Source organism: Aeromonas rivipollensis (assembly GCF_010974825.1).
GTDB classification, from domain to species: Bacteria; Pseudomonadota; Gammaproteobacteria; order Enterobacterales; family Aeromonadaceae; genus Aeromonas; species Aeromonas rivipollensis.
The window spans coordinates 1-22,077 of sequence record NZ_JAAILA010000010.1 but is presented as its reverse complement, the minus strand read 5'-3'; the positions used below and the strand labels follow the sequence as shown (position 1 = coordinate 22,077).

The window sequence follows — 22,077 nt, the reverse complement described above, 5'->3', positions numbered from 1 at the left end:
CGGTCTGCAAGGAGAGATGGGCAGGCACTGTGGCTTGCCCATAAAAAACGGCCCGAGTGGGCCGTTTTTCATGGTGCAGATGACCGCAGAGGGAATTACAGGCTCTGGGTGAAGGTGCGGGTGACCACATCACGCTGCTGTTCCGGGGTCAGGGCGTTGAAACGCACTGCGTAACCGGACACGCGGATGGTCAGCTGCGGGTATTTCTCCGGATTGGCGATGGCGTCTTCCAGGGTCTCACGGCGCAGCACGTTGACGTTCAGGTGTTGACCACCCTCGACCACGGGTTCGGTCTGGACCGGCAGTTCACGGTATTCGAACTGGCCCAGGTCGGACAGTGCGACTTCCTGATCGGCGACGAAGCTGTCGCCCTTGGCGCAGATGCAGCGAGCTTGCTGCTTCTCTTCATCCAGCAGCCAGAAAGAGTTCAGCAGTGCGGCGTTGGCGGACTGGGTGATTTGGATGCCCTTGATCATGGTATGACTCCTCATAGGAAAGCGGATTCAACGGTAAGCACATTACCCTGATGTTTTTAAACCACCTTGATGACGGGATGATTTAACGGGGCCTTGCCTTACACCTTTACTTCGTTGGGGTCATATATACCACGATGGTAATAATACAAAAATTGATCCAAATCAATAAAGACGCATTTTGCGCGCGAGGAAAGGGATTAATTCATTGAGATTAATCAAAAATAGATCATTTTTATGATTTTGTAAGATATATGAATTATGCATTTTTTATTGGGTATATCTAGTAATTTAACTACATCTTTAGCCGTTATTCTCTTTATAAGGTCAGGGTCGGGCGTCTTACAAGATCAGGGCAGGACCTCGCTGGGTGGCCAGGTGCGCGGCCGTCAAGGCGCTGATGGCTGCGGTCATCGACCATCACCTCGATAGGCAGGTTCCAGGGGTTTTGACGGGCGCAGGGGCGCAGGGGTGGCCATCCCCCAGAGCCGAGTCGCGGTTGCGTCTTGCTGCCCGGCCCCCTATCCTGAGCCCCTTGCGGCATTCATCGAGGATATTGGGGTGCCAGAAGTAGTGGATTCACAGAGAGAGGAGACTGGCGTGCTGACCTGGAAGGATGTGATCGGTTCTGAGAAAGAGCAGGACTATTTCAAGGCAACCCTGGCGACCGTCAGGGAGGAGTGGGAAGCGGGCAAGGTGATTTACCCCCCGGCCACCGAGGTGTTCAATGCCTTCAAGTTGACCGAGCTGGACAGTGTCAAGGTGGTGATCCTGGGGCAAGATCCCTATCACGGGCCGGATCAGGCCCACGGCCTCTGCTTCTCCGTGTTGCCCGGGGTGCGCACGCCTCCCTCCCTGGTCAACATCTACAAGGAGATGCAGCGGGATCTGCCGGGTTTTGTCACACCCGGTCACGGTTTCCTGGAGTCCTGGGCCACCCAGGGGGTGCTGCTGCTCAATACTGTGCTGACGGTGCAGGCGGGCATGGCCCACTCCCATGCCCATCTGGGCTGGGAAACCTTCACCGACAGGGTCATAGAGCGGATCAACTCCCACTGCCAGGGGGTGGTCTTCCTGCTGTGGGGAGCCCATGCCCAGAAGAAGGGACGCTTCATCGACAGAGCGCGTCACCATGTGCTGACGGCTCCCCATCCCAGCCCATTGTCCGCTCACCGCGGCTTCATCGGCTGTGGCCACTTCTCGGAGGCAAACCGCCTGCTGGTGCAGCAGGGGATGAGCCCCATCGACTGGCTCTCGGTCTGCCATCACCAGCCGGTGCCGGCCTGACCCTCTTCCCGCCTCTGCGAGTGGCCAGGGCGAGCAGGCTTGCTCGCTTGTCTGCATCGCCGGGGCGGGGATTGTCTGCAACTGACTTGATTGAGTGCAAAGTTCGGGTGATAAATGACCGTATACTCGAGACAGTCTCTTTTTCAATTCAGCGCAAGGAGTGCTCATGTTATCCAGTCTCCATAAGGACCACCTCAACATCGCCAGGCTGCTGACGTTGCTCAAGCACAAGCTGGCAGCCATCCGCAATGAGCAGCCGGTGAGCTATTTCCTGCTCAGGGACGTGGTGGACTACTTGCGGGAGGTCTCCGACAAGTTCCATCACCCCAAGGAGGACATGATCTATGACTACTACCTGAAATACAGGGTGGTGGAGGGGGAGGTCGCCAACCGGCTGCATGAGGAGCACGCCCGCCTGCTGGTGGCTGGCACCGAGCTCAAGGAGATGGTGGAGATGATACTGATGGACGCCGTCATTCCGCTTGAGCAGTTCACCGCCAAGCTGGAGCAGTTCATCGAGCAGCAGGAGGCCCACATGAACTACGAGGAGGGGGTGATCTTCCCCCATCTGCGTGACTCCCTGACCGAAGATGACTGGCGTCAACTCGAGCAGCTCTGGCAGAACAGGGCCATCAATGATCCCCTGTTCGGGGCCGAGGTGAGCCAGCACTTCCAGGCGCTGGCCAAGCAGCTCTCGTTGCCCCCCTCATCCTGAAATGGCAGGCGGGCCAAAAAACGACGCCCCGGCTTGGCCGGGGCGTCTTGTTTTACTGTGTCAGTGGGTCTGTGCCGCCACGGGCGACGCCGGTGACACTACAGCTCCAGTTCGTCCGAACCTTCGTAGGCGATGTCGATGGCTTGCAGCTCCTTTTGCAGGCGGTGCTTGTCTTTAAGCGCCTCTATCTCACGCCATTTACGTTTCTTTCCCGTTGTCCCGCGGCTACGTGAACCCAGCTCAACGACCTCGTCAAAATCGAAGTTGAACATGTCCATGGCTCCCTCCTTGGTTTTATGGTTTTCACCATTCGTATAACACGACGCATTTGAAAATAAAACGTTTTTATGACCAAGTTGTGACAATCGGGAAGGTGGATAAAAAAAAACGGGCTGCCCTTTCGGGAGCCCGGTTTTATCGGCGCAACACCTCCTGTGGAGGGGGTTGGCCGAGATGGCCTCGGCCCGTCTTTTACAGACGGCTGGCCAGCATGGTTTCCAGCTTGCCCTGATCGACGGCGAACATGCGGATGCCTTCGGCCAGCTTCTCGACCGCCATGGCGTCCTGGTTCAGCTCCCAGCGGAACTGTGCTTCTGTCATGGGGGTCGGCTTTGCCTTGCGCTCACCGGTGTAGTTCAGCTTGCGCACCACGGCGCCTTCGGTCTTGCTCAGCTCTTCCAGCAGGGCAGGGCCTATGGTCAGGCGATCGCAACCGGCCAGCTCCAGGATCTCGCCGGTGTTGCGGAAGCTCGCACCCATCACCACTGTCTGGTAGTCGTGCTGCTTGTAGTAGTCGTAGATGGCGGTGACTGAGACCACGCCCGGATCTTCGCTCGCGGTGTAGTCACGGTTGTGCTTGGCCTTGTACCAGTCGAGGATGCGGCCCACGAACGGGGAGATCAGGAAGGCGCCGGCTTCGGCACAGGCACGGGCCTGGGCGAAGGAGAACAGCAGGGTCAGGTTGCACTGGATGCCCTCTTTCTCCAGGACTTCGGCGGCACGGATGCCTTCCCAGGTGGAGGCCAGCTTGATCAGGATGCGATCGTTGGTGATGCCGGCTTCGTTGTAGAGGCGGATCAGCTTGCGGGCCTTGGCGATGCTGGCGTCGGTGTCGAAGGAGAGACGGGCATCCACCTCGGTGGAGATACGGCCCGGGACTATCTTCAGTACTTCCAGACCTATGTTGACCGCCAGCTTGTCGCCCGCGTCGATGATTTGCTGTGCCTTGTCCTGGCTCTGGGACTTGGCCCAGTTGATGGCGTCTTCGATCAGCGCCGCGTACTCGGGGATCTCGGATGCCTTCAACACCAGGGAGGGGTTGGTGGTGGCATCGATGGGCTGGTAGCGCTTGATGGCTTCGATGTCGCCGGTGTCGGCAACTACCGTGGTCAGGGCTTTCAGCTGGGTTAATTTATCGGCCATAGCAAATATCATCTCTATATGAGGGAGCAATCCCAGGGGTTGCGGGCGTGAGACGGCCGTTCTGAAATAAAATTACAAAATCCCGGCGACTCAGGCTCAGAAAAGCACGATGGGGGTGGCCCATCGCCACTGCCTGCCTAATTAATACGGATGTGGCGCTTCCTGCAATAGGGAGCCTTGTACGTGAATCACCCAGGTGGTGGGAGAGGGGGGAGCGACAGGAGGAAAGTATCTGATAAAAAACGACTTTTACTGATTTTTTGGCAACGCCCTGCGACCGGCACAAAAGCAACTTTTTTAGTTGATTCTTCATTTTGTGCAGTGGGTCACACAAATACTCTTGTCAGCTACTTGAAATTTAATTACGTGTAAAACGTTTGGCGTGACAAGCCCCTGGCTGGGCGACATCAGAGGCAAACGCTTGCCTTACCGCCGCCGGTCAAGGCATCTGTTTTTACCGTCATGGGAATATCGACAAGCGAGCCCCTTTCGGGTCTTATTTGTCGGCTGTAGAATTGCGCATCAAGTTTTGTTGATTATTTGCGTGCTAAATGAAGCTTTTTTGCATCAAATCGCTCGTTTTTTGTCTTTCCAGTGAGCCTAATCACTATTCTGAATTCCCTCCCTATGCTAGATTCCGCCCCTTCGGCGCAATGCTAATTCGGAAATTGACAGAGAGCGGTCAGCGCAGACTGACCATGGATGTGATAACAACGAGAGAATTATGGACACCTTGATTGCAATGATTAACGACCTGATGTGGGGAGCCGTGCTCATTTACCTGCTGATCGGGGTCGGACTCTTCTTTACCTTCCGCCTGGGGTTTATCCAGATCCGCCACTTCGGCCACATGTTCTCGGTACTGCGCAATAGCCGCAAATCCGACAGTGCCGGCATCTCCTCCTTCCAGGCCCTGTGTACCAGCCTGGCCGCCCGTGTGGGCACCGGCAACCTGGCCGGCGTGGCCGTCGCCATCTATCTGGGGGGCCCTGGCGCCATCTTCTGGATGTGGCTGATCGCCTTCATCGGCATGGCCACCGCCTTCGTCGAGAGTACCCTGGCCCAGCTTTACAAGGTCAAGGATGAAGACGGCAACTACCGTGGTGGTCCCGCCTACTACATGGAGCGTGGGCTCGGCATGCGCTGGATGGGGGTGGTCTTCTCCCTCTGCCTGCTGCTGGCATTCGGTCTGGTGTTCAATGCGGTGCAGGCAAACTCCATCAGCCTGGCCATGAACGTCGCCTTCGGCATCCCTGACTGGGTCAGCGGTCTGGCCCTGGTGGTGCTGTCCGGTCTCATCATCTTCGGCGGCATCCGCGGCATAGCCCGCTTCGCCGAGCTGGTGGTGCCCTTCATGGCACTGGCCTACATCTTGATGGCGCTGTTCGTGGTAGCCATGAACATCAGCGAGCTGCCCGGGGTCTTTGTTCTCATCATCAAGTCGGCCTTCGGCATCGAGCAGGCGGGTTCCGGTGCCATGGGTTACGCCATCTCCCAGGCGATGATCAACGGCATCAAGCGCGGTCTCTTCTCCAACGAAGCCGGTATGGGCTCTGCCCCCAACGCCGCCGCGACCGCCACCCCCTATCCGCCGCACCCTGCGTCCCAGGGCTATGTGCAGATGCTGGGGGTCTTCCTCGACACCATAGTCATCTGTACCTGTACTGCCGCCATCATACTGATGTCCGGCCAGTTTGAGCCGGGCTCAGGGGTCACCGGGGTCGAGCTGACCCAGCGTGCGCTCTCCTCCCAGGTCGGTGGTGGTGGCAACATCTTCATCGCGGCGGCCATCTTCTTCTTCGCCTTCACCTCCATAGTGGCGAACTACTCCTACGCCGAGACCAACCTGGTGTTCCTGGAGCACAACCACAAGGGCGGCCTGATGCTGTTCCGGATGTTCGTGCTGGGCATGGTGATGTTCGGTTCAGTGGGCGAGCTGCCGACCGTGTGGGCCCTGGCGGACGTCTCCATGGGGATGATGGCCATCGTCAACCTGATCGCCATACTGCTGCTCTCGGGGGTCGCCATCAAGCTGGCCAAGGACTACAACGATCAGCTCAAGCTGGGTCGCGTCCCCACCTTCGACGCCAACAAGTACCCGGAGATCCGCAGCCAGCTGGAAGCGGGGATCTGGGACAACCCGCCCAAGAGCAAGCAGGCCTGAGCCCTGGGTTGATCCGGTTGGGTAATGAAAGAGGGGAGCCATGGGCTCCCCTCTGCTATATGGGCCCATGCCCGCCCGGGGCTGTGGCATGGGATGACTGGGCTCACAGGGGGCGGGCTGAAGACCTTCTTGGCAACAGCGACGAGACTTCACGCCACTTCACATCCAGCACACCTTGGCCCGTTATGCTGGCCCCATAGCTCGTCGCTGGTGCGGCGATCCCAAGCAACCGAGAGGATAGAATGACCATGCAACAACAGGTGCGGATGACATTGCTGACGGCGGGCACCCTGCTGTGGGCCGGCCTGACTCAGGCCGCTGCGGACACCCAGGGCGATCCCCTGCGCCCCCTGGTGGATGCCAGCATCCGGCCCGTGCTCAAGGAGTACAGGATCCCGGGCATGGCGGTGGCTGTGCTGAAAGATGGCAAGGCCCACTACTTCAACTACGGGGTGGCAAACCGGGAGAGCGGAGCCCCCGTGAGCGAGCAGACCCTGTTCGAGATTGGCTCGGTCAGCAAGACTCTTACGGCAACGCTTGGTGCCTACGCCGTGGTCAAGGGCGGCTTCCAGCCCGATGACAAGGTGAGTCAGCACGCCCCCTGGCTCAAAGGCACCGCCTTCGACGGCATCACCATGGCCGAACTCGCCACCTACAGCGCCGGGGGCCTGCCGCTGCAATTCCCCGACGAGGTGAACTCCACCGACAAGATGCGTGCCTACTATCGCCAGTGGACGCCAGCCTACCCGGCGGGTACCCATCGCCAGTACTCCAACCCCAGCATCGGCCTGTTCGGCCACCTGGCCGCCCATAGCCTGGGGCAACCCTTTGAGCAGCTGATGAGCCAAACCCTGCTGCCCGGGCTCGGCCTGGCCCACACCTATCTCAAGGTGCCCGCGGCTGCCATGGGGAACTACGCCTATGGCTACTCGAAAGAGGACAAGCCCATCCGGGTCAACCCGGGTGTCCTGGCGGACGAGGCCTATGGCATCAAGACCAGCTCGGCGGATCTGCTGACCTTCGTCGGTGCCAACATGGCAGGCGGTGGCGACGCGCCGCTGCAGCAGGCGATCGCCCTGACCCACACCGGTTTCTACTCGGTGGGAACCATGACCCAGGGGCTCGGCTGGGAGAGCTACCCCTATCCAGTCAGCGAAGCGGCGCTGCTGGCGGGCAACTCCCCGGCGGTGACTTACAATGCCAATCCGGTCACACCCGTTGCCGGGTCCCGGGAGACGGGGGAGGCGCGGCTCTACAACAAGACAGGCGCGACCAACGGCTTCGGCGCCTATGTGGCCTTCGTGCCCGCGAAGGGCGTTGGTATCGTCATGCTGGCCAACCGCAACTATCCCAATGACGCCCGCGTCAAGGCGGCCCACGCCATCCTGAGCAAGCTGGCCGAGTGACAGCTCGGCCCCGTTGATTGACATGAGTACGCCGGGATAGCCCGGCGTACTCTTCGGTGCTGCCCGGCACTGTCATACGTCACCTGATGGCCCCAATGGCTTGCCCCCCGCCACCAAATTTCCAAACTGGAATCTACCGTTCGCCATCTCGTCACTAGGTGCGAGCGGGCGCCCCTCCTATAGTGCTGCCCATATTCAACCTGTCCCCCATGCTCCCGCCACCGACGCTGGTTGGCATGGTCTGCGTGGGCGGGCCTTTCGCAATGGAGCATCCATGGCCATTTTCCTGCTGTGCACTTTCCTGATGATCATCCTCTACCCGGTCGGGATCGATCTCTATCTGGTGGCCGTGCCCCAGATTGCCGATGCCCTGCAGGCGAGCGAGGCGCAGATCCACACCGCCTTCTCCATCTACCTGTTCGGCATGGCGGCCACTGTGCTGCTGGGGGGGATCATTGCGGATCGCCATGGGCGGCGCTGGGTGGTACTGGGGGGCGCGCTTATCTTTGTCATCGCCTCCCTGGTGGCGGCCAATGCGGCGGGGATCAGCCAGTTCTATCTCGGCCGTTTCTGGCAGGGGGTCGGGGCGGGGGCGCTCTATATCATGACCTTTACCGTGCTGCGGGATGTGCTGAGCCAGGCGCGGCTGGCGATGGCGCTCTCCATGATAAACGGGGTGATCTGCGTCATTCCGGTGCTGGCGCCCGTGCTCGGTTATCTCATCCTGTCGCATTTTGATTGGCGCGGGATCTTCGTGGCGATGGCGCTGGTGGCCGCCGTCAGCGGTCTGGTCAACCTGCTGCTGCTCAGGGAGACTCGCCCGGCCCGCCAGCAGAGTGGCGCTACCCGGCCAATGGCCCTGCTGGGCTCCCCGCGCTTCATGCTGCACTCGCTGCTGACCAGTGCCAGCGTGACCGCCATCCTGGTCTATGTCAGCGTCTCGCCGCTGATCCTGATGCAGGGGCTTGGCTTCACCACTGAGCAGTACTCCCTGGTGATGATGGTGATGGCCGGGGTGAGCATGTCAGCTTCCTTCCTGACCCCGCTGCTGCTGCGCTGGCTGGGCAAGCAGAAGGTGCTGGCGCTCTCCCATCTGGCCTACCTGCTGGCGGCCTGCCTCCTGCTCGGTAGCTGGCAGCTGGGGGGCGACATCCCCTTGCTGCTGCCGGGCTTTGCCCTGGTCTGCATCGGCTTCTCCTGCGGCTTCGGGGTGGCGATGGCGGAGTGTCAGCACCAGGCGGCATTTGCCAGCGCCCTGCTCTGCATCATGCAGATCAGCCTCTCCGGCCTCTATATCTGGCTGCTGGGCCAGCTTGGCGTGGCCCCATCCTTGATGCTGATCTCTGCCCTGCTGTTGACCCTGCTCAGTTACCTGGCCGTCAAAGGGCTGCTACCATGGCTCGCGCTGCGTGAAGCGCGGTCGCGGGGATAAGGGGAGAGGAAAGATGCGCAACCTGGGTGAACTGGATTTGAACCTGCTGGTGGTCTTCAAGCACCTGATGCAGGAGCGCAGCGTGACAGGGGCGGCCAAGAAGCTCTGCGTCACCCCCTCGGCGGTGAGCAAGGCGCTCGCCAAGCTGCGGGACTGGTTTGACGATCCCCTCCTGGTGCGGGTGCGTCAGGGGCTGCAGCCGACCCAGCTCTCCCTGACCCTGGAAGAGGAGCTCAAGACCTGGTTCCTGCTGACGGACAGCATCACCTCCCTCAATAGCGAGGCGATCCCCGAGGGGGCCCGCTTCAGCCTGGTGATGGAGTCCCCCTTTTGCACCAGCTTCCTGAGCGAGCTGCCCATGACCATCTACCAGAAGTATCCCCACTCTGTGGTCAGGATGCTGGGGTGGGATCACCACTCCCTCAACGACATAGTCAACGGGGATGCGGATCTTGGCTTCTGTGCCCGGGAGACCCACGGTCGCTCCCAGGCCAGGGTCAACCGGCTGCCCTATTACATCGATCACGAGGTGCTGTTCAGCGACAGGCCCGTGGTGTTCCTGCGTAAAGATCACCCCCTGCTCCAGCAGACCTGGTCCCTGGAGAACTTCCTGGCCTGTCCCCAGGTAAGCGTGGTGTGGGAGGCAAGCGACAGCTGGGCGCTGGACGATCTGCTGGAGGACGAGGGGCAGAGGCGGGAGGTGCCCATCATGGTAGCGAGTTTCGAGCAGGCCCTGCACATCGCCTCCCAGTCGAGCCATGAGCTGATCGCGGTGGCGCCGTCCTATTGCGCTGGCTATGCCGCCAGGCACCACGGCAACCTGATCGCCATGCCTCTGCCGCTCCCCGAATCACTCTACAAGCAACTTGAGATAGCCTTCATCCTGCTGTGGCACAAACGCCATAACCAGGATGCCAAGGTGATGTGGCTGCGCAATGAGACGAAGCGGCTCTATGGCCTGGCGGCGGAGGGGCTAGCCCTGTTCCCATGGGGCGGGGGAGAGGAGGCGCTGGCGCCGGCGGGAGATGCCTGATGCAGGGGGCCAATGGCTGGCCCCCCGGGCTCAACCGTATTGCTCTTCCATCCAGGCTTCGACGATAAGCTGGGCGGAGACTCCGTCCACGCTGCCCTTGTCGAGCGCCTTGTAGCCGCCGCGCTCGAACAGGCGGGCGCGGGCATCCGTGGTGGTGAGCCGCTCGTCCTTGAACTCCACCGGCTTGCCGAAGCGGCCATGGAGGCGGTTGCCGAACTTGCGGGCCCGCACCGTGATCTCCTGATCGGTGCCATCCATGTTCAGCGGCAGGCCGACAATAAGCAGATCCGGCTGCCACTCCTTGAGCAACTTTTCAATCTCGTCCCAGTTGGGAATGCCGTCGTTGGCCTTGAGGGAACGAAGGGGTTGGGCCGTGCCCGTGAGCTCCTGGCCGATGGCGACGCCTATGCTCTTGGTGCCGTAGTCAAAGCCCATGATGCTGCGTGATGACATGGATGTCCTCGAAATAGATGAATAAAAAGATGTCGTATCCCCTCACCCTAGCCCTCTCCCGAAGGGAGAGGGAACCTGCCGAGGTTATGCTCGCTCGAATCTGGCTAACTCCGTTTTAGCTGACTGGTTGCCGCAGATATATCCGAAACGTGCCGATTTACCCCCTTCTCCCCTCGCGGGAGAAGGGCTGGGGATGAGGGGCACTAAATGGGAACTGCACCAACTAAAGAGCGTGACAAGGGATCTAACTGTGCCCCACCTGGCTGGAGAGATGCAGGGGATTGACTCCTATGCTGGCGGCGGCCTGCTGCCAGCGCTGATGAATGGGGGTGTCGAACACCAGCCTGGGGTTGGGGGGGATCACCAGCCAGGAGCCGTCTACCAGCTCCTGCTCGAGCTGCCCTGCGCTCCAGCCAGCGTAGCCGAGGGCGACCAGCCAGTGATCCGGCGCCTCGGCGGTACCCAGGGTCTCGAGGATGTCCTTGGAGGTGGTGACCATCATCTCGTCGCTCACCTGCAGGGTGGAGTTGAAGCCGGGCCTGAAGCTGTGCAGCACGAAGCCGCGATCAGCATGGACCGGGCCGCCCTGCAGCACCGGCTGCTTCATCTCGGCGGTGGCAGGGGGGCTCAGCTTGAGTTTGGTCAGCATGGCGTCCAGGGACATGTCCACCGGGATGTTGACCACCAGTCCCATGGCCCCCTCGCTGCTGTGCTCGCACAGATAGACCAGGGAGCGTTCGAAGTAGGCGTCCGTGAGGCTCGGCATGGCGAGCAAAAAGTGGTTTTGCAGTGTTTGCATAGATATCAAAGAGTGCAAAGGTATTTGGGGTGATTATGGCAGTTGACGGCGGCGGGCAAAACCGCTTTTTCGCGCAGAAAAGCCGGAAGTCCGGGGGCTGGCTCACATCGTCGCGCAACAGAAAAGAGCAGGGGCCGCACTGGCCCCTGTGGTGTCACTGCCTGGGTGACGGCCTCGAGGGAGCGTCTCCTGGGGTTATTTTCCCAGTCGGCGTTCGATGGCATCCATCAGCATGCCGGTGATATGCACCGGGAAGGCCGCCTCGATTTCACGGATGCAGGTCGGGCTGGTGACGTTAATCTCGGTCAGCCGATCGCCTATGATGTCGAGCCCGACGAAGATGAGTCCCTTCTCTTTCAGGGTGGGGCCGACCGCACGGGCGATGGCCCAGTCCGCCTCGCTCAAGGGACGCGCCTCGCCGCGGCCGCCGGCCGCCAGGTTGCCACGGGTCTCTCCCTGGGCCGGGATGCGGGCCAGGCAGTAGGGCACGGGCTCGCCGTCCACCACCAGCACCCGCTTGTCGCCATCCTTGATGGCGGGCAGGAAGGTCTGGGCCATGCAGTACTGGCTGCCGTGGGCGGTGAGGGTCTCGATGATGACCCCCACGTTGGCGTCATCTTCCTTCATGCGGAAGATGGAGGCGCCGCCCATGCCGTCCAGAGGCTTCAGGATCACGTCCTTGTGCTCGGCGTGGAAGGCGCGCAGCTTGTCGGCGCGGCGAGTGACCAGGGTGGTCGGGGTGTGCTCGGCAAACCAGGCGGTGTAGAGCTTCTCGTTGGCGTCGCGCAGGCTCTGGGGCTTGTTGACGATGAGGCAGCCCTCGTCCTCGGCCCGCTCCAGCATATAGGTGGCGTAGATGAACTCGGTGTCGAAGGGGGGATCCTTGCGCATCAGGATCACGTCCAGACTGGACAGCGGCTGATCGATCACCTCCCCCAGGCTGAACCAGTGGGCGTAGTCATGCTTGACGGTGAGCGGACGCATGGTGCCGAAGGCGCGCCCCGCCTGCATGTAGAGATCCTTCATCTCCAGATAGAAGAGCTCGTAGCCGCGCTTTTGCGCCTCTTCGAGCATGGCGAAGCTGGAGTCCTTCTTGATGTTGATGGCCGAGATGGGGTCCATCACTATGCCGAGTTTGATGGTCATCCGAGATTCCTTCTGGTGGCTCGATTGCGAGTGAGATTCTTAGCACTTGTTCAAGGTCTGTCACTAGAGGTCGTCAGCAAGGTAAAGAGCAGCGCATGAGCCTTGATCATGACCTCGCAGTAAGACATTGGACTGGTTTCAGGCGAGATCGCCGAAGCGGCACTGCAGCGCCGTAATGGCGGTCAGGGCGGCGGTTTCGGTGCGCAGCACCCGCGGCCCCAGCAGCATCTCCTTGAAATCCTCTTGCACGGTACGGGCGATCTCGTCGCTGGACAAGCCCCCTTCCGGGCCGATCAGCAGCCGCACCCCGTGTTCGGGTACCGGCAGGGTATTGATGCTGTAAGGGGCGCGCGGGTGCAGGTTGAGCTTGAGCTCTTTGGTCTCTTCCGCCAGCCAGGCGTCCAGCTCCATCGGCATACGCACCTCTGGCACCACATTGCGGCCGCACTGCTCGCAGGCGCTGATCACCACCTTCTGCCACTGCTCGCGTTTTTTCTCCAGCCTGTCCGCCGGCAGCTTGACGCCGCAGCGCTCGGAGAAGAGCGGGGTGATGCAGGTGACGCCGAGCTCCACGGATTTCTGGATGGTGAAGTCCATCTTGTCGCCACGGCTGATCACCTGGCCCAGATGGATGGCGAAGGGGGACTCCACCGAGCGGGCCTCGCAACTGTCGATGCGCACATCCACCGATTTCTTGCCGACGCCTGTGATGGTGGCGGCATATTGGTTGCCGTCGCCGTTGAACAGCTCGAGCTGCTGACCCGGCTGCATGCGCAGCACCCGGCCGATGTGGTTGGCACCGTCTTCCGACAGGGCGAGAGTCTGGCCCACCTGCAGGGCGGCCGGTTCATAGATACGTGGAATGCGCATGGCTCAGTGTCAGTCTCTGGTTCAAGAAGAGGGGGTTTTAAATCCCTTGTGCCCATAGATGGGGCTATTGGCACTGCTTTTCAATGAAGGGGTTGGTATTGCCCTGCAGTTTGCCGATGCGGAGGTTGCGCTCGCACTCCCAGCGGTCGGCCGGGTACTGCCTGTCCCAGGCCTCGAATAGTTTACGCTGTTGGGCGGCCAGGCGCAGCCCATACTGCTGGCCCATGTAGAGGTAGGCGCGGGCTATCTGGCCGCGCACCGGTCCCTTGGGCGGTTGCACCCGGCGATCCTTGAAGTCCACCAGCATCTGGCACTTGCCATACTGGTTCGGCTTGCCGTTCCAGTCGGAGAAACGGTAGTTGGCTCGATCGCCGTTCACCTCGCCGATGGCGGGGAAAAGGTTGTGCATGTCCCCCTCCATCTTGTTGAACTCGTCGCTCTTGCCGCAGTTCTTGCGCCCGCCCTCTTGCCAGCACTGGAGCTGGTGGCCGAACTCCCATGCGGGGACCACGTGCTCCCACTCGATGCGAGAGGCGCGATTGGCCTGCTTGCGCGGCAGATAGCCGCAGCTCTCCCAGTCGGGGGCCATCTGCTTGCCGCTGAACTTGATGTTGCAGCCGCAATAGAAGGTGGTGGGGTGGCTCTGATAGAGCTTGTTCAGATCCTGCTTGGCGGCGCGAAAGGTCTGGGCCTGCAGGGGCGAGCTGATGAACGGCAGGCTGATGAGCAGGCCGACACTGAGGGTGAGCAGAGAGCGAAACATGAAGATCCTTGGCAATGAAACATTTGGCTGAAGAAGCTGCGCACCCTAACACAGGGGCGCGACACGGGTTGACTCAATCCGCTGGCGACCCCGGCTGCAACACCAGGGGCTGGCGACAGCGGCGGCAGTGATAGCGGGCCTCGCCGCGCACCACCTTGTTGTGACGACGCACCGAGAGCCGATGCTGCTGGCAGGCACACGCATAGGCATGGGTGCGCTGGGCCAGCACGGCGAGATCGAAGCTGTGGGTGGTGTTGGGAGCGAGCGCGAACAGCTCCCGCATCACCGACTGCCACTGGCGGCCGTGGGGCAGCACCCGGGACTTGCCGCGCCCTTCTCCCCAGAGGGCATAGACCAGCAGGTGCGCCACCTCGTGGGGCACCACCTCGGCCAGAAAGGCCTGCTGGTTGGCCTCATAGAGCGCCGGGTTGAAGCGCAGCTCCCAGGTTTGCAGCCGTGCCGACCCCGCCGCCCGGCCCCGCATGTTGCAGTGGATCTGCGGGCGCGGGAAGGAACGGCCGAGGCGCGCCTCCGCCTGCACAAAGCAGGCGTCGACCCGCTGGTGCAGCAGCTGGAGCAGGGAAGTGTCGAGTTGGGCTCTGGTGGCAGACATCGAGGTCTCGTCGGGTAGCGGATAAGCAAAAGGGGAGCCAGGCTCCCCTTTTATCACAACGGCCAGCCTTACAGACCGGCGGCGTCGCGCAGCAGAGCGGCCTTGTCGGTCTTCTCCCAGGGGAACTCGTCACGGCCAAAGTGGCCGTAGGCGGCGGTCGCCTGGTAGATGGGACGCTTGAGATCCAGCATCTCGATGAGGCCGTAGGGACGCAGCTCGAAGAACTCGCGCACCAGCTTGACCAGCAGCTCCTCGGCCACCTTGCCGGTGCCGAAGGTCTCGACGCTGATGGAGGTCGGCTCGGCCACGCCGATGGCGTAGGAAACCTGGACTTCACAGCGGGCAGCCAGACCGGCGGCGACTATGTTCTTGGCGACATAGCGGGCGGCGTAGGCGGCGGAACGGTCAACCTTGGACGGGTCCTTGCCGGAGAAGGCGCCACCACCGTGACGGGCCATGCCGCCGTAGGTGTCGACGATGATCTTGCGACCGGTCAGACCGCAGTCACCCATGGGGCCGCCGATGACGAAACGGCCGGTCGGGTTGATGAAGTACTTGGTGTCCTTGGTGATCCACTCGGCCGGCAGCACCGGCTTGATGATCTCCTCGCGCACCGCTTCCACCAGATCCTTGTGGCTGATGGAGTCGCAATGCTGGGTAGAGAGCACCACGGCATCCACACCCAGGATCTTGCCTTCGTTGTCGTAGGCGAAGGTGAGCTGGCTCTTGGCATCCGGGCGCAGCCACGGCAGGGTGCCGTTCTTGCGCACTTCGGCCTGACGCTTCACCAGCAGGTGGGAGTAGGTGATGGGGGCGGGCATCAGCACGTCGGTTTCGTTGGTGGCGTAGCCAAACATCAGGCCCTGGTCACCGGCGCCCTGCTCCAGCGGATCGGTACGATCGACGCCCTGGTTGATGTCCGGGGACTGCTTGCCGATGGCGTTCAGCACGGCGCAGGAGTCGGCATCGAAGCCCATGTCGGAGTGGGTGTAACCTATCTCGCGCACTGTGTCGCGCACGATCTGCTCGATGTCGACCCAGGCAGAGGTGGTTACTTCGCCGGCCACCATCACCATGCCGGTCTTGACCAGGGTCTCGCAGGCGACGCGGGCCTTGGTGTCTTGCACCAGGATGGCGTCCAGCACCGCATCGGAGATCTGGTCGGCGATTTTATCGGGATGGCCTTCGGAGACCGACTCGGAAGTAAACAGCTTTGCCATGATTGGTTCTCGATTCGTATGGGGTTATCGCCTTGGCCATAACCGGAAAATGACGGTATGTCTGTAGAGGTATCTACATCTGGACGTCTATTTTAATTAGGTCACAGGGTGATTGCCAGCACTATTTGGGGTTGGACCCGCCCGGACCAAGGCTGAGGGGGCAACCACCCCGATGGGGGTAAGGGAGGGGGCGGATTGAATCGTTTTCCCTGGCCAGAAAAGCGATTGTGCTCCCAAAGCCACTTTATTCGCCCAGATAATATTTGCACCGCGCCCGCCCTGCTGGGACAATAACGCGCCTTAATCTTGGCCATCAAATGAAGCAATCGCAGGAGATACAGATGCCTTCTCGTAAAGAGCTTGCCAATGCCATTCGCGCATTGAGTATGGATGCCGTTCAAAAAGCCAACTCCGGTCACCCGGGCGCCCCCATGGGAATGGCAGATATCGCCGAAGTGCTGTGGCGTGGCCACCTCAAGCACAACCCGAACAACCCCAAGTGGGCCGACCGTGACCGCTTCGTGCTGTCCAACGGCCACGGCTCCATGCTGCTGTACTCCCTGCTGCATCTCTCCGGTTACGACCTCTCCATCGATGATCTGAAAAACTTCCGCCAACTGCACTCTCGCACCCCGGGTCACCCGGAGTACGGTTATGCCCCTGGCATCGAAACCACCACTGGTCCCCTGGGTCAGGGCATCACCAATGCCGTGGGCATGGCGATCGCCGAGAAGGCCATGGCCGAGCAGTTCAACCAGCCGGGTCACGACATCGTCGACCACTACACCTACGCCTTCATGGGCGACGGCTGCCTGATGGAAGGTATCTCCCACGAGGCGTGCTCCCTGGCCGGTACCCTGCAGCTGGGCAAACTGATCGCCTTCTGGGATGACAACGGCATCTCCATCGACGGTCATGTGGAAGGCTGGTTCACCGACGACACCCCCAAGCGTTTCGAAGCCTACGGCTGGCACGTCATCCCGGCTGTTGACGGTCACAACCCGGAAGCCATCAATGCCGCCATCGAAGCCGCCAAGGCCGAGACCGGCAAGCCGACCCTGATCTGCTGCCGCACCATCATCGGCTACGGCTCCCCGAACAAGTCCGGCTCCCACGATTGCCACGGCTCACCGCTGGGCAACGACGAGATCGCCGCCGCCCGTGCCTTCCTGAAGTGGGATCACGCGCCCTTCGTCATCCCGTCCGAGATCGCCGCCGAGTGGAATGCGCAAGAGAAAGGCACCAAGCTCGAATCCGACTGGGCTGCCAAGTTTGCCGCCTATGAAGCCGCGCACCCGACCCTGGCTGCCGAATTCAAGCGCCGCACCGTTGGCGAGCTGCCGGCCAACTGGGCCGCTGAATCCGCCAAGATCATCGAGACCCTGCAAGCCAACCCGGCCAAGATCGCGACCCGTAAAGCGTCCCAGAACGCCCTGGAAGCGTTCGGCAAGCTGCTGCCGGAATTCATGGGTGGTTCCGCCGATCTGGCCCCGTCCAACCTGACCATGTGGTCCGGCTCCAAGTCTCTGACTCCCGAGAGCGCCGCAGGCAACTACATCCACTACGGCGTGCGCGAGTTCGCCATGTCCGCCATCATGAACGGCATCGCCCTGCACGGTGGTTTCATCCCCTACGGCGCCACCTTCCTGATGTTCATGGAGTACGCCCGCAACGCCCTGCGCATGGCCGCCCTGATGAAGCAGCGCGCTATCTTCGTTTACACCCACGACTCCATCGGTCTGGGTGAAGATGGCCCGACTCACCAGCCGGTTGAGCAGATCGCCTCCCTGCGTCTGACCCCGAACATGAGCACCTGGCGCCCCTGTGACCAGGTAGAGTCCGCCATCGCCTGGAAGCACGCCATCGAGCGTCATGACGGCCCGACCTCCCTGATCTTCTCCCGTCAGAACCTGCCCCAGATGGACCGCACCGCCCAGCAGTTGGCCGATGTGGCCAAGGGTGGTTATGTGCTGAAGGATTGCGCCGGTACCCCGGAACTGATCCTGATCGCCACCGGTTCCGAAGTGGAGCTGGCCGTGGCCGCCTATGAGCAGTTGACCGCCAAGGGCCGCGCCGTGCGCGTGGTCTCCCTGCCGGCCACCGACGTGTTCGACGCCCAGTCTGCCGAGTACAAGGAGTCCGTCCTGCCGATGAGCGTGACCAAGCGTGTCGCCATCGAAGCGGGTATCGCCGACTACTGGTACAAGTACGTAGGCTTCGGCGGCAAGATCATCGGTATGACCACCTTCGGTGAGTCCGCACCTGCCGAGCTGCTGTTCAAGGAATTCGGCTTTACCGTGGAAAACGTGGTTGCGACCGCAGAGTCCCTGTAATAGCTGACCATTGAGCCTCTTTGGCTCAATAGCCGGAACGATAAGACGCCCCCCATCGCAAGATGGGGGGCGTTTTTTATAAGAAAATTTTATTCTTTGGGAGACATGGTCAACCCTGAGTGAATAATTCAGTTTTACAACTTAGTATGTTGGCGACCTCCAATTTCTCGGTATGGCTGCATTTATTTGGTGCCATACGATTCCGTTCATAATATGCTGTGCATCTGAATGGTGATTAATCCGTATTCGTTGCAGTATCGTTTCCAGTGATATAGGGCAGGCGAGTTATTTGTCGTTCGATCATGGTAGTGAGTGATTTTTAAGTAAACCAGTTGATTTACAGCATTTTAAAAAGGATGGGGTATTTACAATGGCTTGTTCTGTATTGATTGATAAGTCAGAGGGAAAGCTGAAGATAAATTCTGATTCGTATGATTTGAACAGGATCTCTGATGTACAAGTAAAAGTGCTTACATGGAAGGACAAACTAATAAACATGTTATTGTTCGGGTTAATTACATCCAGTATCCTCTTCTACTTTATACCTACTGAAGCGCAGGGTAAGGGTATGACGTTGTTTCTCCCCGCCGTCGCTTTTCTGGCAGGAATGGTGATGGCTATGGTCACCAGTGCAAAATACGTATTCAGACTGGAATTCAAACATGTCGATGAAACCGGCGTACAATGGATCACTGCCGCCAAGAGCAGAAATTCGCAGGAATATGAGGCCTTTAAATTGAAAGAGGTGGAGCTTAAACAATTTATCGGTTAACGAAGGAAAACTTGACGCACAAGGTTGTCAATGTTGACACCCGATAAAAAGACACCGGCTTATGCCGGTGTCTTTTTATCATTTAAGGCAAATCTTACACCTGCGGCGGGGTGCTTTCCGCATTGGACATCACCGCATCCATCTGGATCAGGGCGCCGGCGGGCAACTCGCTCACGCCGATAACGGTGCGGGCGGGCAGATAGCTCGGGAAGTATTTGGTGTAGATGGCGTTTACTGCGTCCAGATCCTCGATGTTCTTCAGCTGGATATTGACCTTGACGATATCGTCCATTACATGGCCGATGCTCTCCACAATGGTCTTGATATGACCGAGGCACTGGGCAGTCTGCTCCTTGATACAGCCGGTCAGCACCTTGCCGGTGGCCATGTCGATCGGCAGCTGGCCGGCGATATGGTTGTAGTGGGAGAAGGCGACGCTCTGGCTATGGAGCGGGCTGCGTGGTGCCTGGTCGGTGTTGCGGGCACGGATCACCAGGTTGTGTCTGTCTTCCACCAGCTGGGGCGGGGTGCCGTCACCGTGGGAGATGACCGCATCCATCTGCACCCGGGCACCGAGCGGCAGGGCAGTTGCGCTGACAACGGAGCGAGCGGGCAGATAAGCCACGGCGCGGGCGATGGCGGAGTCCGGGAAGAAGGTGCGGTAGACCTCGTCGACGGCGCCCTGATCCGCGAGGCTGGTCAGGTAGACGGTCACCTTGACGATGTCGTCAAAGGGCACATCTATGCTCTCCAGCACGTTTTTGATATTGCGCAGGCACTGGGCCGCCTGCTCCTGGATGCCACCGGCAACCAGCTGGCCGGTGGCAGCATCCACCGGCAGCTGGGCGCCGATGTTGTTGTAGTGGGAGAAGGCCACCGTATGGGTCGAGAGGGGGTCGGCCGGCGCCCGGCAGCTGTTTCGGGCGAGCTTGATAAGGGGGCAGGGGGCTTGCGGGAAGGTGCCTTCCCCGTTGGAGAGCAGGGCGTCCATCTGAATGGCGGCGCCGAGCGGCAGACCGGCCACCGCCAGCACGGTGCGGGTCGGCAGGTTGCGGGGGAAGAATTCGCGATAAACGGCGTTGACCGCCTCCAGATCCCCCATGTTCTTGAGGAAGAGGGTCACTTTCACCATGTCGTCCATGACGTGGCCGATGCTCTCGACGATGGCCTGGATATTGGTCAGGCACTGTCTGGCCTGCGCCTGGATATCGCCACTCACCAGCTTGCCTGTCCTGGGATCGACCGGCAGCTGGGCAGCAATATTGTTGTAATGGGAGAAGGCCACGCTCTGGGTGTAGGGGCCCAGATCCTGGGGGGCATGGGGGGTATTTCTTGCAGCCTTGATGATGGTGCCACTCATAGGATATTCCTCTTCTTGCTATTCGTTGTTATCGCAGGGTTTGGGTCACCCCATTCGATCGCGCTCCTCCATACCCGACAAGGCAGATCCGGTATGGCAATCGATGGCCCGTTGCCGCATAGAGAAGGGCATCGGGTCCTCGGTGATCATTGTCAATCCGCGCCCGAGAGGGAGTGGATAAAGGAGGCTGGAACAGGGTGAAATATCTCAGACAGGGGAATTCTATGAGTGGCCAAGGGGGGAGGGCAAACCGGGATCTCGTTTTTATGCGTTGGCTCAACGCACTGAAATATAGTCCTGTTGCGATTCAATTCATAGAATTAATGCCCTGCTGATGGTGTAATTAGCCCCATTTTTCGGAGGATCAGCCTGAGACGGGGGCTCACTCCCGCCAGAGGCGGAGCCAAGCTGTGAACCATAGGTTAATCATCGGTGACGCCGTGCAGTTAATTCAATTGTTCATGCATGGATATGTATTTTATGTACGGGTGATGGGGCTGTTATGGTGATTGAAAATATGCTAGCCATGTTCGGCAAGAATATGGGTGGCGATATGGCTGGCATATCATGCAATATATTTGCATGGGCAAGTCATGCAAGCCATGAAATAGCGCCATGGCGCAATCTCTGGGGTGATTTTTTATCTGGCCTCCTAAATAACTGATCCCAATAGTGCTACACCTTCGCTGTGCCATAGCCATTCCCCGGGAAAGGAGACACGGTATCCATGAAGTGTTTCACTCGGGCCAGCAGGTTTGCCATCCCTCTGCATTGATGATTGCGCGTGATGGTTTCATGTAACTTGTGCCATAGCCGTTCTATGTGATTAACCCAAGGGCTGTAAACTGGCTGGAACACCAGGCAGAACTTGGGATTCTTCTTCAACCATCGCTCGGTCTGTTTGCTTTTGTGAATGATGTAGTTATCGAGGATCAACGTGATGGTTTTGGCTCGTCGGTAGTGGTGGCGCAGCTTTTCCAGCATGGCAATAAACAGCGATGAGTTTTTCTTGATCCCGCTGACGTAAAGTACCCTTCCGTTGCCTGCGTGGAGAACGCCTGCCAGATAATGCTTGGCATTCTGCCCCGGTGTGACAACCCGCTTTTGCTGCGCTCTGAACATCCAGTCGGCTCCTAATTTGGGATTGAGGTCTATATCGACTTCATCCTCATAAAACACCGGATTATCGGCATCACAGCGGGCCAGCGCGGCGTCGATATTCGCCATTTTTTCCTGATAGGCTGGGTCTTTTATCCGCAAGGTCGGCACGGGCCTGCGCCAGACAATGCCCATACGAGGTAACCATCGGCGGAGCGTGGAGGCTGCCACATTGAGCCCTGTTAACCGATTGATTTTTATAGCCAATAGTTCAGTACACCAACGGCTGCGCTGATAACCAAAATCTTGCGGAGAAAACTGCATGAGCAGCACCAGTAAGGTGACAATCTTGGCGATAGGTAAGACTGGGGCACGGCCAGCCGGTAAGGCTTCTAGCGCATCTATGCCTTCATCTCGATACCACCGAAGCCAACGACCGATGGTCGAGCGCGCAGCGCCGGTAAGGTGATGAACATCGGTGATCGTGCGTCCTTCATGTAACAGCAAGATGGCCATCAAGCGACGAGCATGTCCTTTATCACGGGTGGCATGGATGATTTTGTGAATGCGGCGCCGTTGTGGTCGTGGCAGAGGTGGTAGGATAGGCATCAACTCAGTCCTTTGGGTGTGGCTTGTTTTGTTTAGCGACTAATCAGATCGCACAAACTGGACTGAGTTCCCTTCCTCCGGTGATCTACTATTCGGAACAGCTATTTAG

At 59.8% G+C, this 22,077-nt stretch carries 20 protein-coding genes; 8 read left to right on the top strand and 12 right to left on the bottom strand.

The window, feature by feature from the left end:
- Positions 1-95: 95 nt before the first annotated feature.
- Positions 96-476: an autonomous glycyl radical cofactor GrcA gene (gene grcA / locus G4923_RS06695; protein ID WP_025326187.1), complete on the bottom strand. Its 381-nt coding sequence runs from the start codon at positions 474-476 to the stop codon at positions 96-98.
- A gap of 597 nt (positions 477-1,073) precedes the next feature.
- On the opposite strand from grcA, the gene ung reads away from it, so the two are divergent.
- Both ung and G4923_RS06685 read left to right on the top strand, forming a co-directional pair.
- The gene (gene ung, locus G4923_RS06690) at positions 1,074-1,760 is read left to right on the top strand and encodes a uracil-DNA glycosylase (RefSeq protein ID WP_163136252.1); all 687 of its coding nucleotides are present in this window, start codon (positions 1,074-1,076) and stop codon (positions 1,758-1,760) included.
- A gap of 166 nt (positions 1,761-1,926) precedes the next feature.
- Positions 1,927-2,475, top strand: a complete 549-nt coding sequence (locus tag G4923_RS06685; protein ID WP_106887518.1) for a hemerythrin domain-containing protein — start codon at positions 1,927-1,929, stop codon at positions 2,473-2,475.
- A gap of 98 nt (positions 2,476-2,573) precedes the next feature.
- Here the strand turns inward: G4923_RS06685 and G4923_RS06680 are convergent, their stop codons facing one another.
- Positions 2,574-2,753 carry a DUF3545 family protein gene (locus G4923_RS06680; protein ID WP_043762059.1) on the bottom strand — a complete coding sequence of 60 codons (180 nt, stop codon included), beginning with the start codon at positions 2,751-2,753 and terminating at the stop codon, positions 2,574-2,576.
- 193 nt (positions 2,754-2,946) lie between these two features.
- Positions 2,947-3,897 carry a transaldolase gene (gene tal, locus G4923_RS06675; protein ID WP_139745836.1) on the bottom strand — a complete coding sequence of 317 codons (951 nt, stop codon included), beginning with the start codon at positions 3,895-3,897 and terminating at the stop codon, positions 2,947-2,949.
- Between the two features lie 724 nt (positions 3,898-4,621).
- On the opposite strand from tal, the gene G4923_RS06670 reads away from it, so the two are divergent.
- The 4 genes from G4923_RS06670 to yidZ all read left to right on the top strand — a co-directional run bounded on the left by G4923_RS06670 (position 4,622) and on the right by yidZ (position 9,932).
- Positions 4,622-6,061 (top strand): alanine/glycine:cation symporter family protein, encoded by a 1,440-nt coding sequence (locus G4923_RS06670; RefSeq protein WP_106887516.1) that lies wholly within the window; start codon positions 4,622-4,624, stop codon positions 6,059-6,061.
- Between the two features lie 248 nt (positions 6,062-6,309).
- Positions 6,310-7,467, top strand: coding sequence for an FOX/MOX family class C beta-lactamase (gene ampC, locus G4923_RS06665; RefSeq protein ID WP_163136426.1), 1,158 nt, complete (start codon positions 6,310-6,312; stop codon positions 7,465-7,467).
- Positions 7,468-7,741: 274 nt separating this feature from the next.
- Positions 7,742-8,899, top strand: a complete 1,158-nt coding sequence (locus G4923_RS06660) for an MdtL family multidrug efflux MFS transporter (protein WP_163136250.1) — start codon at positions 7,742-7,744, stop codon at positions 8,897-8,899.
- Between the two features lie 13 nt (positions 8,900-8,912).
- Positions 8,913-9,932 carry an HTH-type transcriptional regulator YidZ gene (gene yidZ / locus G4923_RS06655; protein WP_163136248.1) on the top strand — a complete coding sequence of 340 codons (1,020 nt, stop codon included), beginning with the start codon at positions 8,913-8,915 and terminating at the stop codon, positions 9,930-9,932.
- Positions 9,933-9,962: 30 nt separating this feature from the next.
- On the opposite strand, the gene ruvX is transcribed toward yidZ, so the two are convergent.
- The 7 genes from ruvX to metK all read right to left on the bottom strand — a co-directional run bounded on the left by ruvX (position 9,963) and on the right by metK (position 15,796).
- The gene (gene ruvX, locus G4923_RS06650) at positions 9,963-10,385 is read right to left on the bottom strand and encodes a Holliday junction resolvase RuvX (protein WP_025326196.1); all 423 of its coding nucleotides are present in this window, start codon (positions 10,383-10,385) and stop codon (positions 9,963-9,965) included.
- A 244-nt stretch (positions 10,386-10,629) separates the two neighbouring features.
- Positions 10,630-11,184: a YqgE/AlgH family protein gene (locus G4923_RS06645; protein ID WP_163136246.1), complete on the bottom strand. Its 555-nt coding sequence runs from the start codon at positions 11,182-11,184 to the stop codon at positions 10,630-10,632.
- Positions 11,185-11,379: 195 nt separating this feature from the next.
- A complete protein-coding gene (gene gshB, locus G4923_RS06640; RefSeq protein WP_163136244.1) occupies positions 11,380-12,330 on the bottom strand; it encodes a glutathione synthase in 951 nt (316 codons plus the stop codon).
- 138 nt (positions 12,331-12,468) lie between these two features.
- The gene (gene rsmE, locus G4923_RS06635; RefSeq protein WP_111910306.1) at positions 12,469-13,200 is read right to left on the bottom strand and encodes a 16S rRNA (uracil(1498)-N(3))-methyltransferase; all 732 of its coding nucleotides are present in this window, start codon (positions 13,198-13,200) and stop codon (positions 12,469-12,471) included.
- A 64-nt stretch (positions 13,201-13,264) separates the two neighbouring features.
- Positions 13,265-13,963: an endonuclease gene (locus G4923_RS06630; RefSeq protein WP_111910305.1), complete on the bottom strand. Its 699-nt coding sequence runs from the start codon at positions 13,961-13,963 to the stop codon at positions 13,265-13,267.
- Between the two features lie 73 nt (positions 13,964-14,036).
- Entirely contained in the window at positions 14,037-14,576 is a 540-nt protein-coding gene (locus G4923_RS06625) for a SprT family zinc-dependent metalloprotease (protein WP_163136242.1), read from the bottom strand.
- Between the two features lie 68 nt (positions 14,577-14,644).
- Entirely contained in the window at positions 14,645-15,796 is a 1,152-nt protein-coding gene (gene metK / locus G4923_RS06620) for a methionine adenosyltransferase (RefSeq protein ID WP_025326202.1), read from the bottom strand.
- A gap of 341 nt (positions 15,797-16,137) precedes the next feature.
- Between metK and tkt the strand changes: the two genes are divergently transcribed.
- Positions 16,138-18,129 (top strand): transketolase, encoded by a 1,992-nt coding sequence (gene tkt, locus G4923_RS06615; RefSeq protein WP_163136240.1) that lies wholly within the window; start codon positions 16,138-16,140, stop codon positions 18,127-18,129.
- Positions 18,130-18,697: 568 nt separating this feature from the next.
- Positions 18,698-18,901 carry a hypothetical protein gene (locus G4923_RS06610; RefSeq protein ID WP_234677077.1) on the top strand — a complete coding sequence of 68 codons (204 nt, stop codon included), beginning with the start codon at positions 18,698-18,700 and terminating at the stop codon, positions 18,899-18,901.
- A 94-nt stretch (positions 18,902-18,995) separates the two neighbouring features.
- Here the strand turns inward: G4923_RS06610 and G4923_RS06605 are convergent, their stop codons facing one another.
- On the bottom strand, positions 18,996-20,261 hold the full coding sequence (locus tag G4923_RS06605) for a RidA family protein (RefSeq protein ID WP_163136238.1): 1,266 nt from the start codon (positions 20,259-20,261) through the stop codon (positions 18,996-18,998).
- A 675-nt stretch (positions 20,262-20,936) separates the two neighbouring features.
- The gene (locus G4923_RS06600) at positions 20,937-21,968 is read right to left on the bottom strand and encodes an IS630-like element ISAhy2 family transposase (RefSeq protein WP_001809438.1); all 1,032 of its coding nucleotides are present in this window, start codon (positions 21,966-21,968) and stop codon (positions 20,937-20,939) included.
- Between the last annotated feature and the right edge of the window lie 109 nt (positions 21,969-22,077).

Coding starts and splice junctions, on each gene's coding strand:
- grcA (WP_025326187.1), bottom strand. CDS start 476: ATGATCAAGGGCATCCAAATCACCCAGTCCGCCAACGCCGCACTGCTG.
- G4923_RS06685 (WP_106887518.1), top strand. CDS start 1,927: ATGTTATCCAGTCTCCATAAGGACCACCTCAACATCGCCAGGCTGCTG.
- G4923_RS06680 (WP_043762059.1), bottom strand. CDS start 2,753: ATGGACATGTTCAACTTCGATTTTGACGAGGTCGTTGAGCTGGGTTCA.
- tal (WP_139745836.1), bottom strand. CDS start 3,897: ATGGCCGATAAATTAACCCAGCTGAAAGCCCTGACCACGGTAGTTGCC.
- G4923_RS06670 (WP_106887516.1), top strand. CDS start 4,622: ATGGACACCTTGATTGCAATGATTAACGACCTGATGTGGGGAGCCGTG.
- ampC (WP_163136426.1), top strand. CDS start 6,310: ATGCAACAACAGGTGCGGATGACATTGCTGACGGCGGGCACCCTGCTG.
- G4923_RS06660 (WP_163136250.1), top strand. CDS start 7,742: ATGGCCATTTTCCTGCTGTGCACTTTCCTGATGATCATCCTCTACCCG.
- yidZ (WP_163136248.1), top strand. CDS start 8,913: ATGCGCAACCTGGGTGAACTGGATTTGAACCTGCTGGTGGTCTTCAAG.
- ruvX (WP_025326196.1), bottom strand. CDS start 10,385: ATGTCATCACGCAGCATCATGGGCTTTGACTACGGCACCAAGAGCATA.
- G4923_RS06645 (WP_163136246.1), bottom strand. CDS start 11,184: ATGCAAACACTGCAAAACCACTTTTTGCTCGCCATGCCGAGCCTCACG.
- gshB (WP_163136244.1), bottom strand. CDS start 12,330: ATGACCATCAAACTCGGCATAGTGATGGACCCCATCTCGGCCATCAAC.
- rsmE (WP_111910306.1), bottom strand. CDS start 13,200: ATGCGCATTCCACGTATCTATGAACCGGCCGCCCTGCAGGTGGGCCAG.
- G4923_RS06630 (WP_111910305.1), bottom strand. CDS start 13,963: ATGTTTCGCTCTCTGCTCACCCTCAGTGTCGGCCTGCTCATCAGCCTG.
- G4923_RS06625 (WP_163136242.1), bottom strand. CDS start 14,576: ATGTCTGCCACCAGAGCCCAACTCGACACTTCCCTGCTCCAGCTGCTG.
- metK (WP_025326202.1), bottom strand. CDS start 15,796: ATGGCAAAGCTGTTTACTTCCGAGTCGGTCTCCGAAGGCCATCCCGAT.
- tkt (WP_163136240.1), top strand. CDS start 16,138: ATGCCTTCTCGTAAAGAGCTTGCCAATGCCATTCGCGCATTGAGTATG.
- G4923_RS06610 (WP_234677077.1), top strand. CDS start 18,698: ATGACGTTGTTTCTCCCCGCCGTCGCTTTTCTGGCAGGAATGGTGATG.
- G4923_RS06605 (WP_163136238.1), bottom strand. CDS start 20,261: ATGAGTGGCACCATCATCAAGGCTGCAAGAAATACCCCCCATGCCCCC.
- G4923_RS06600 (WP_001809438.1), bottom strand. CDS start 21,968: ATGCCTATCCTACCACCTCTGCCACGACCACAACGGCGCCGCATTCAC.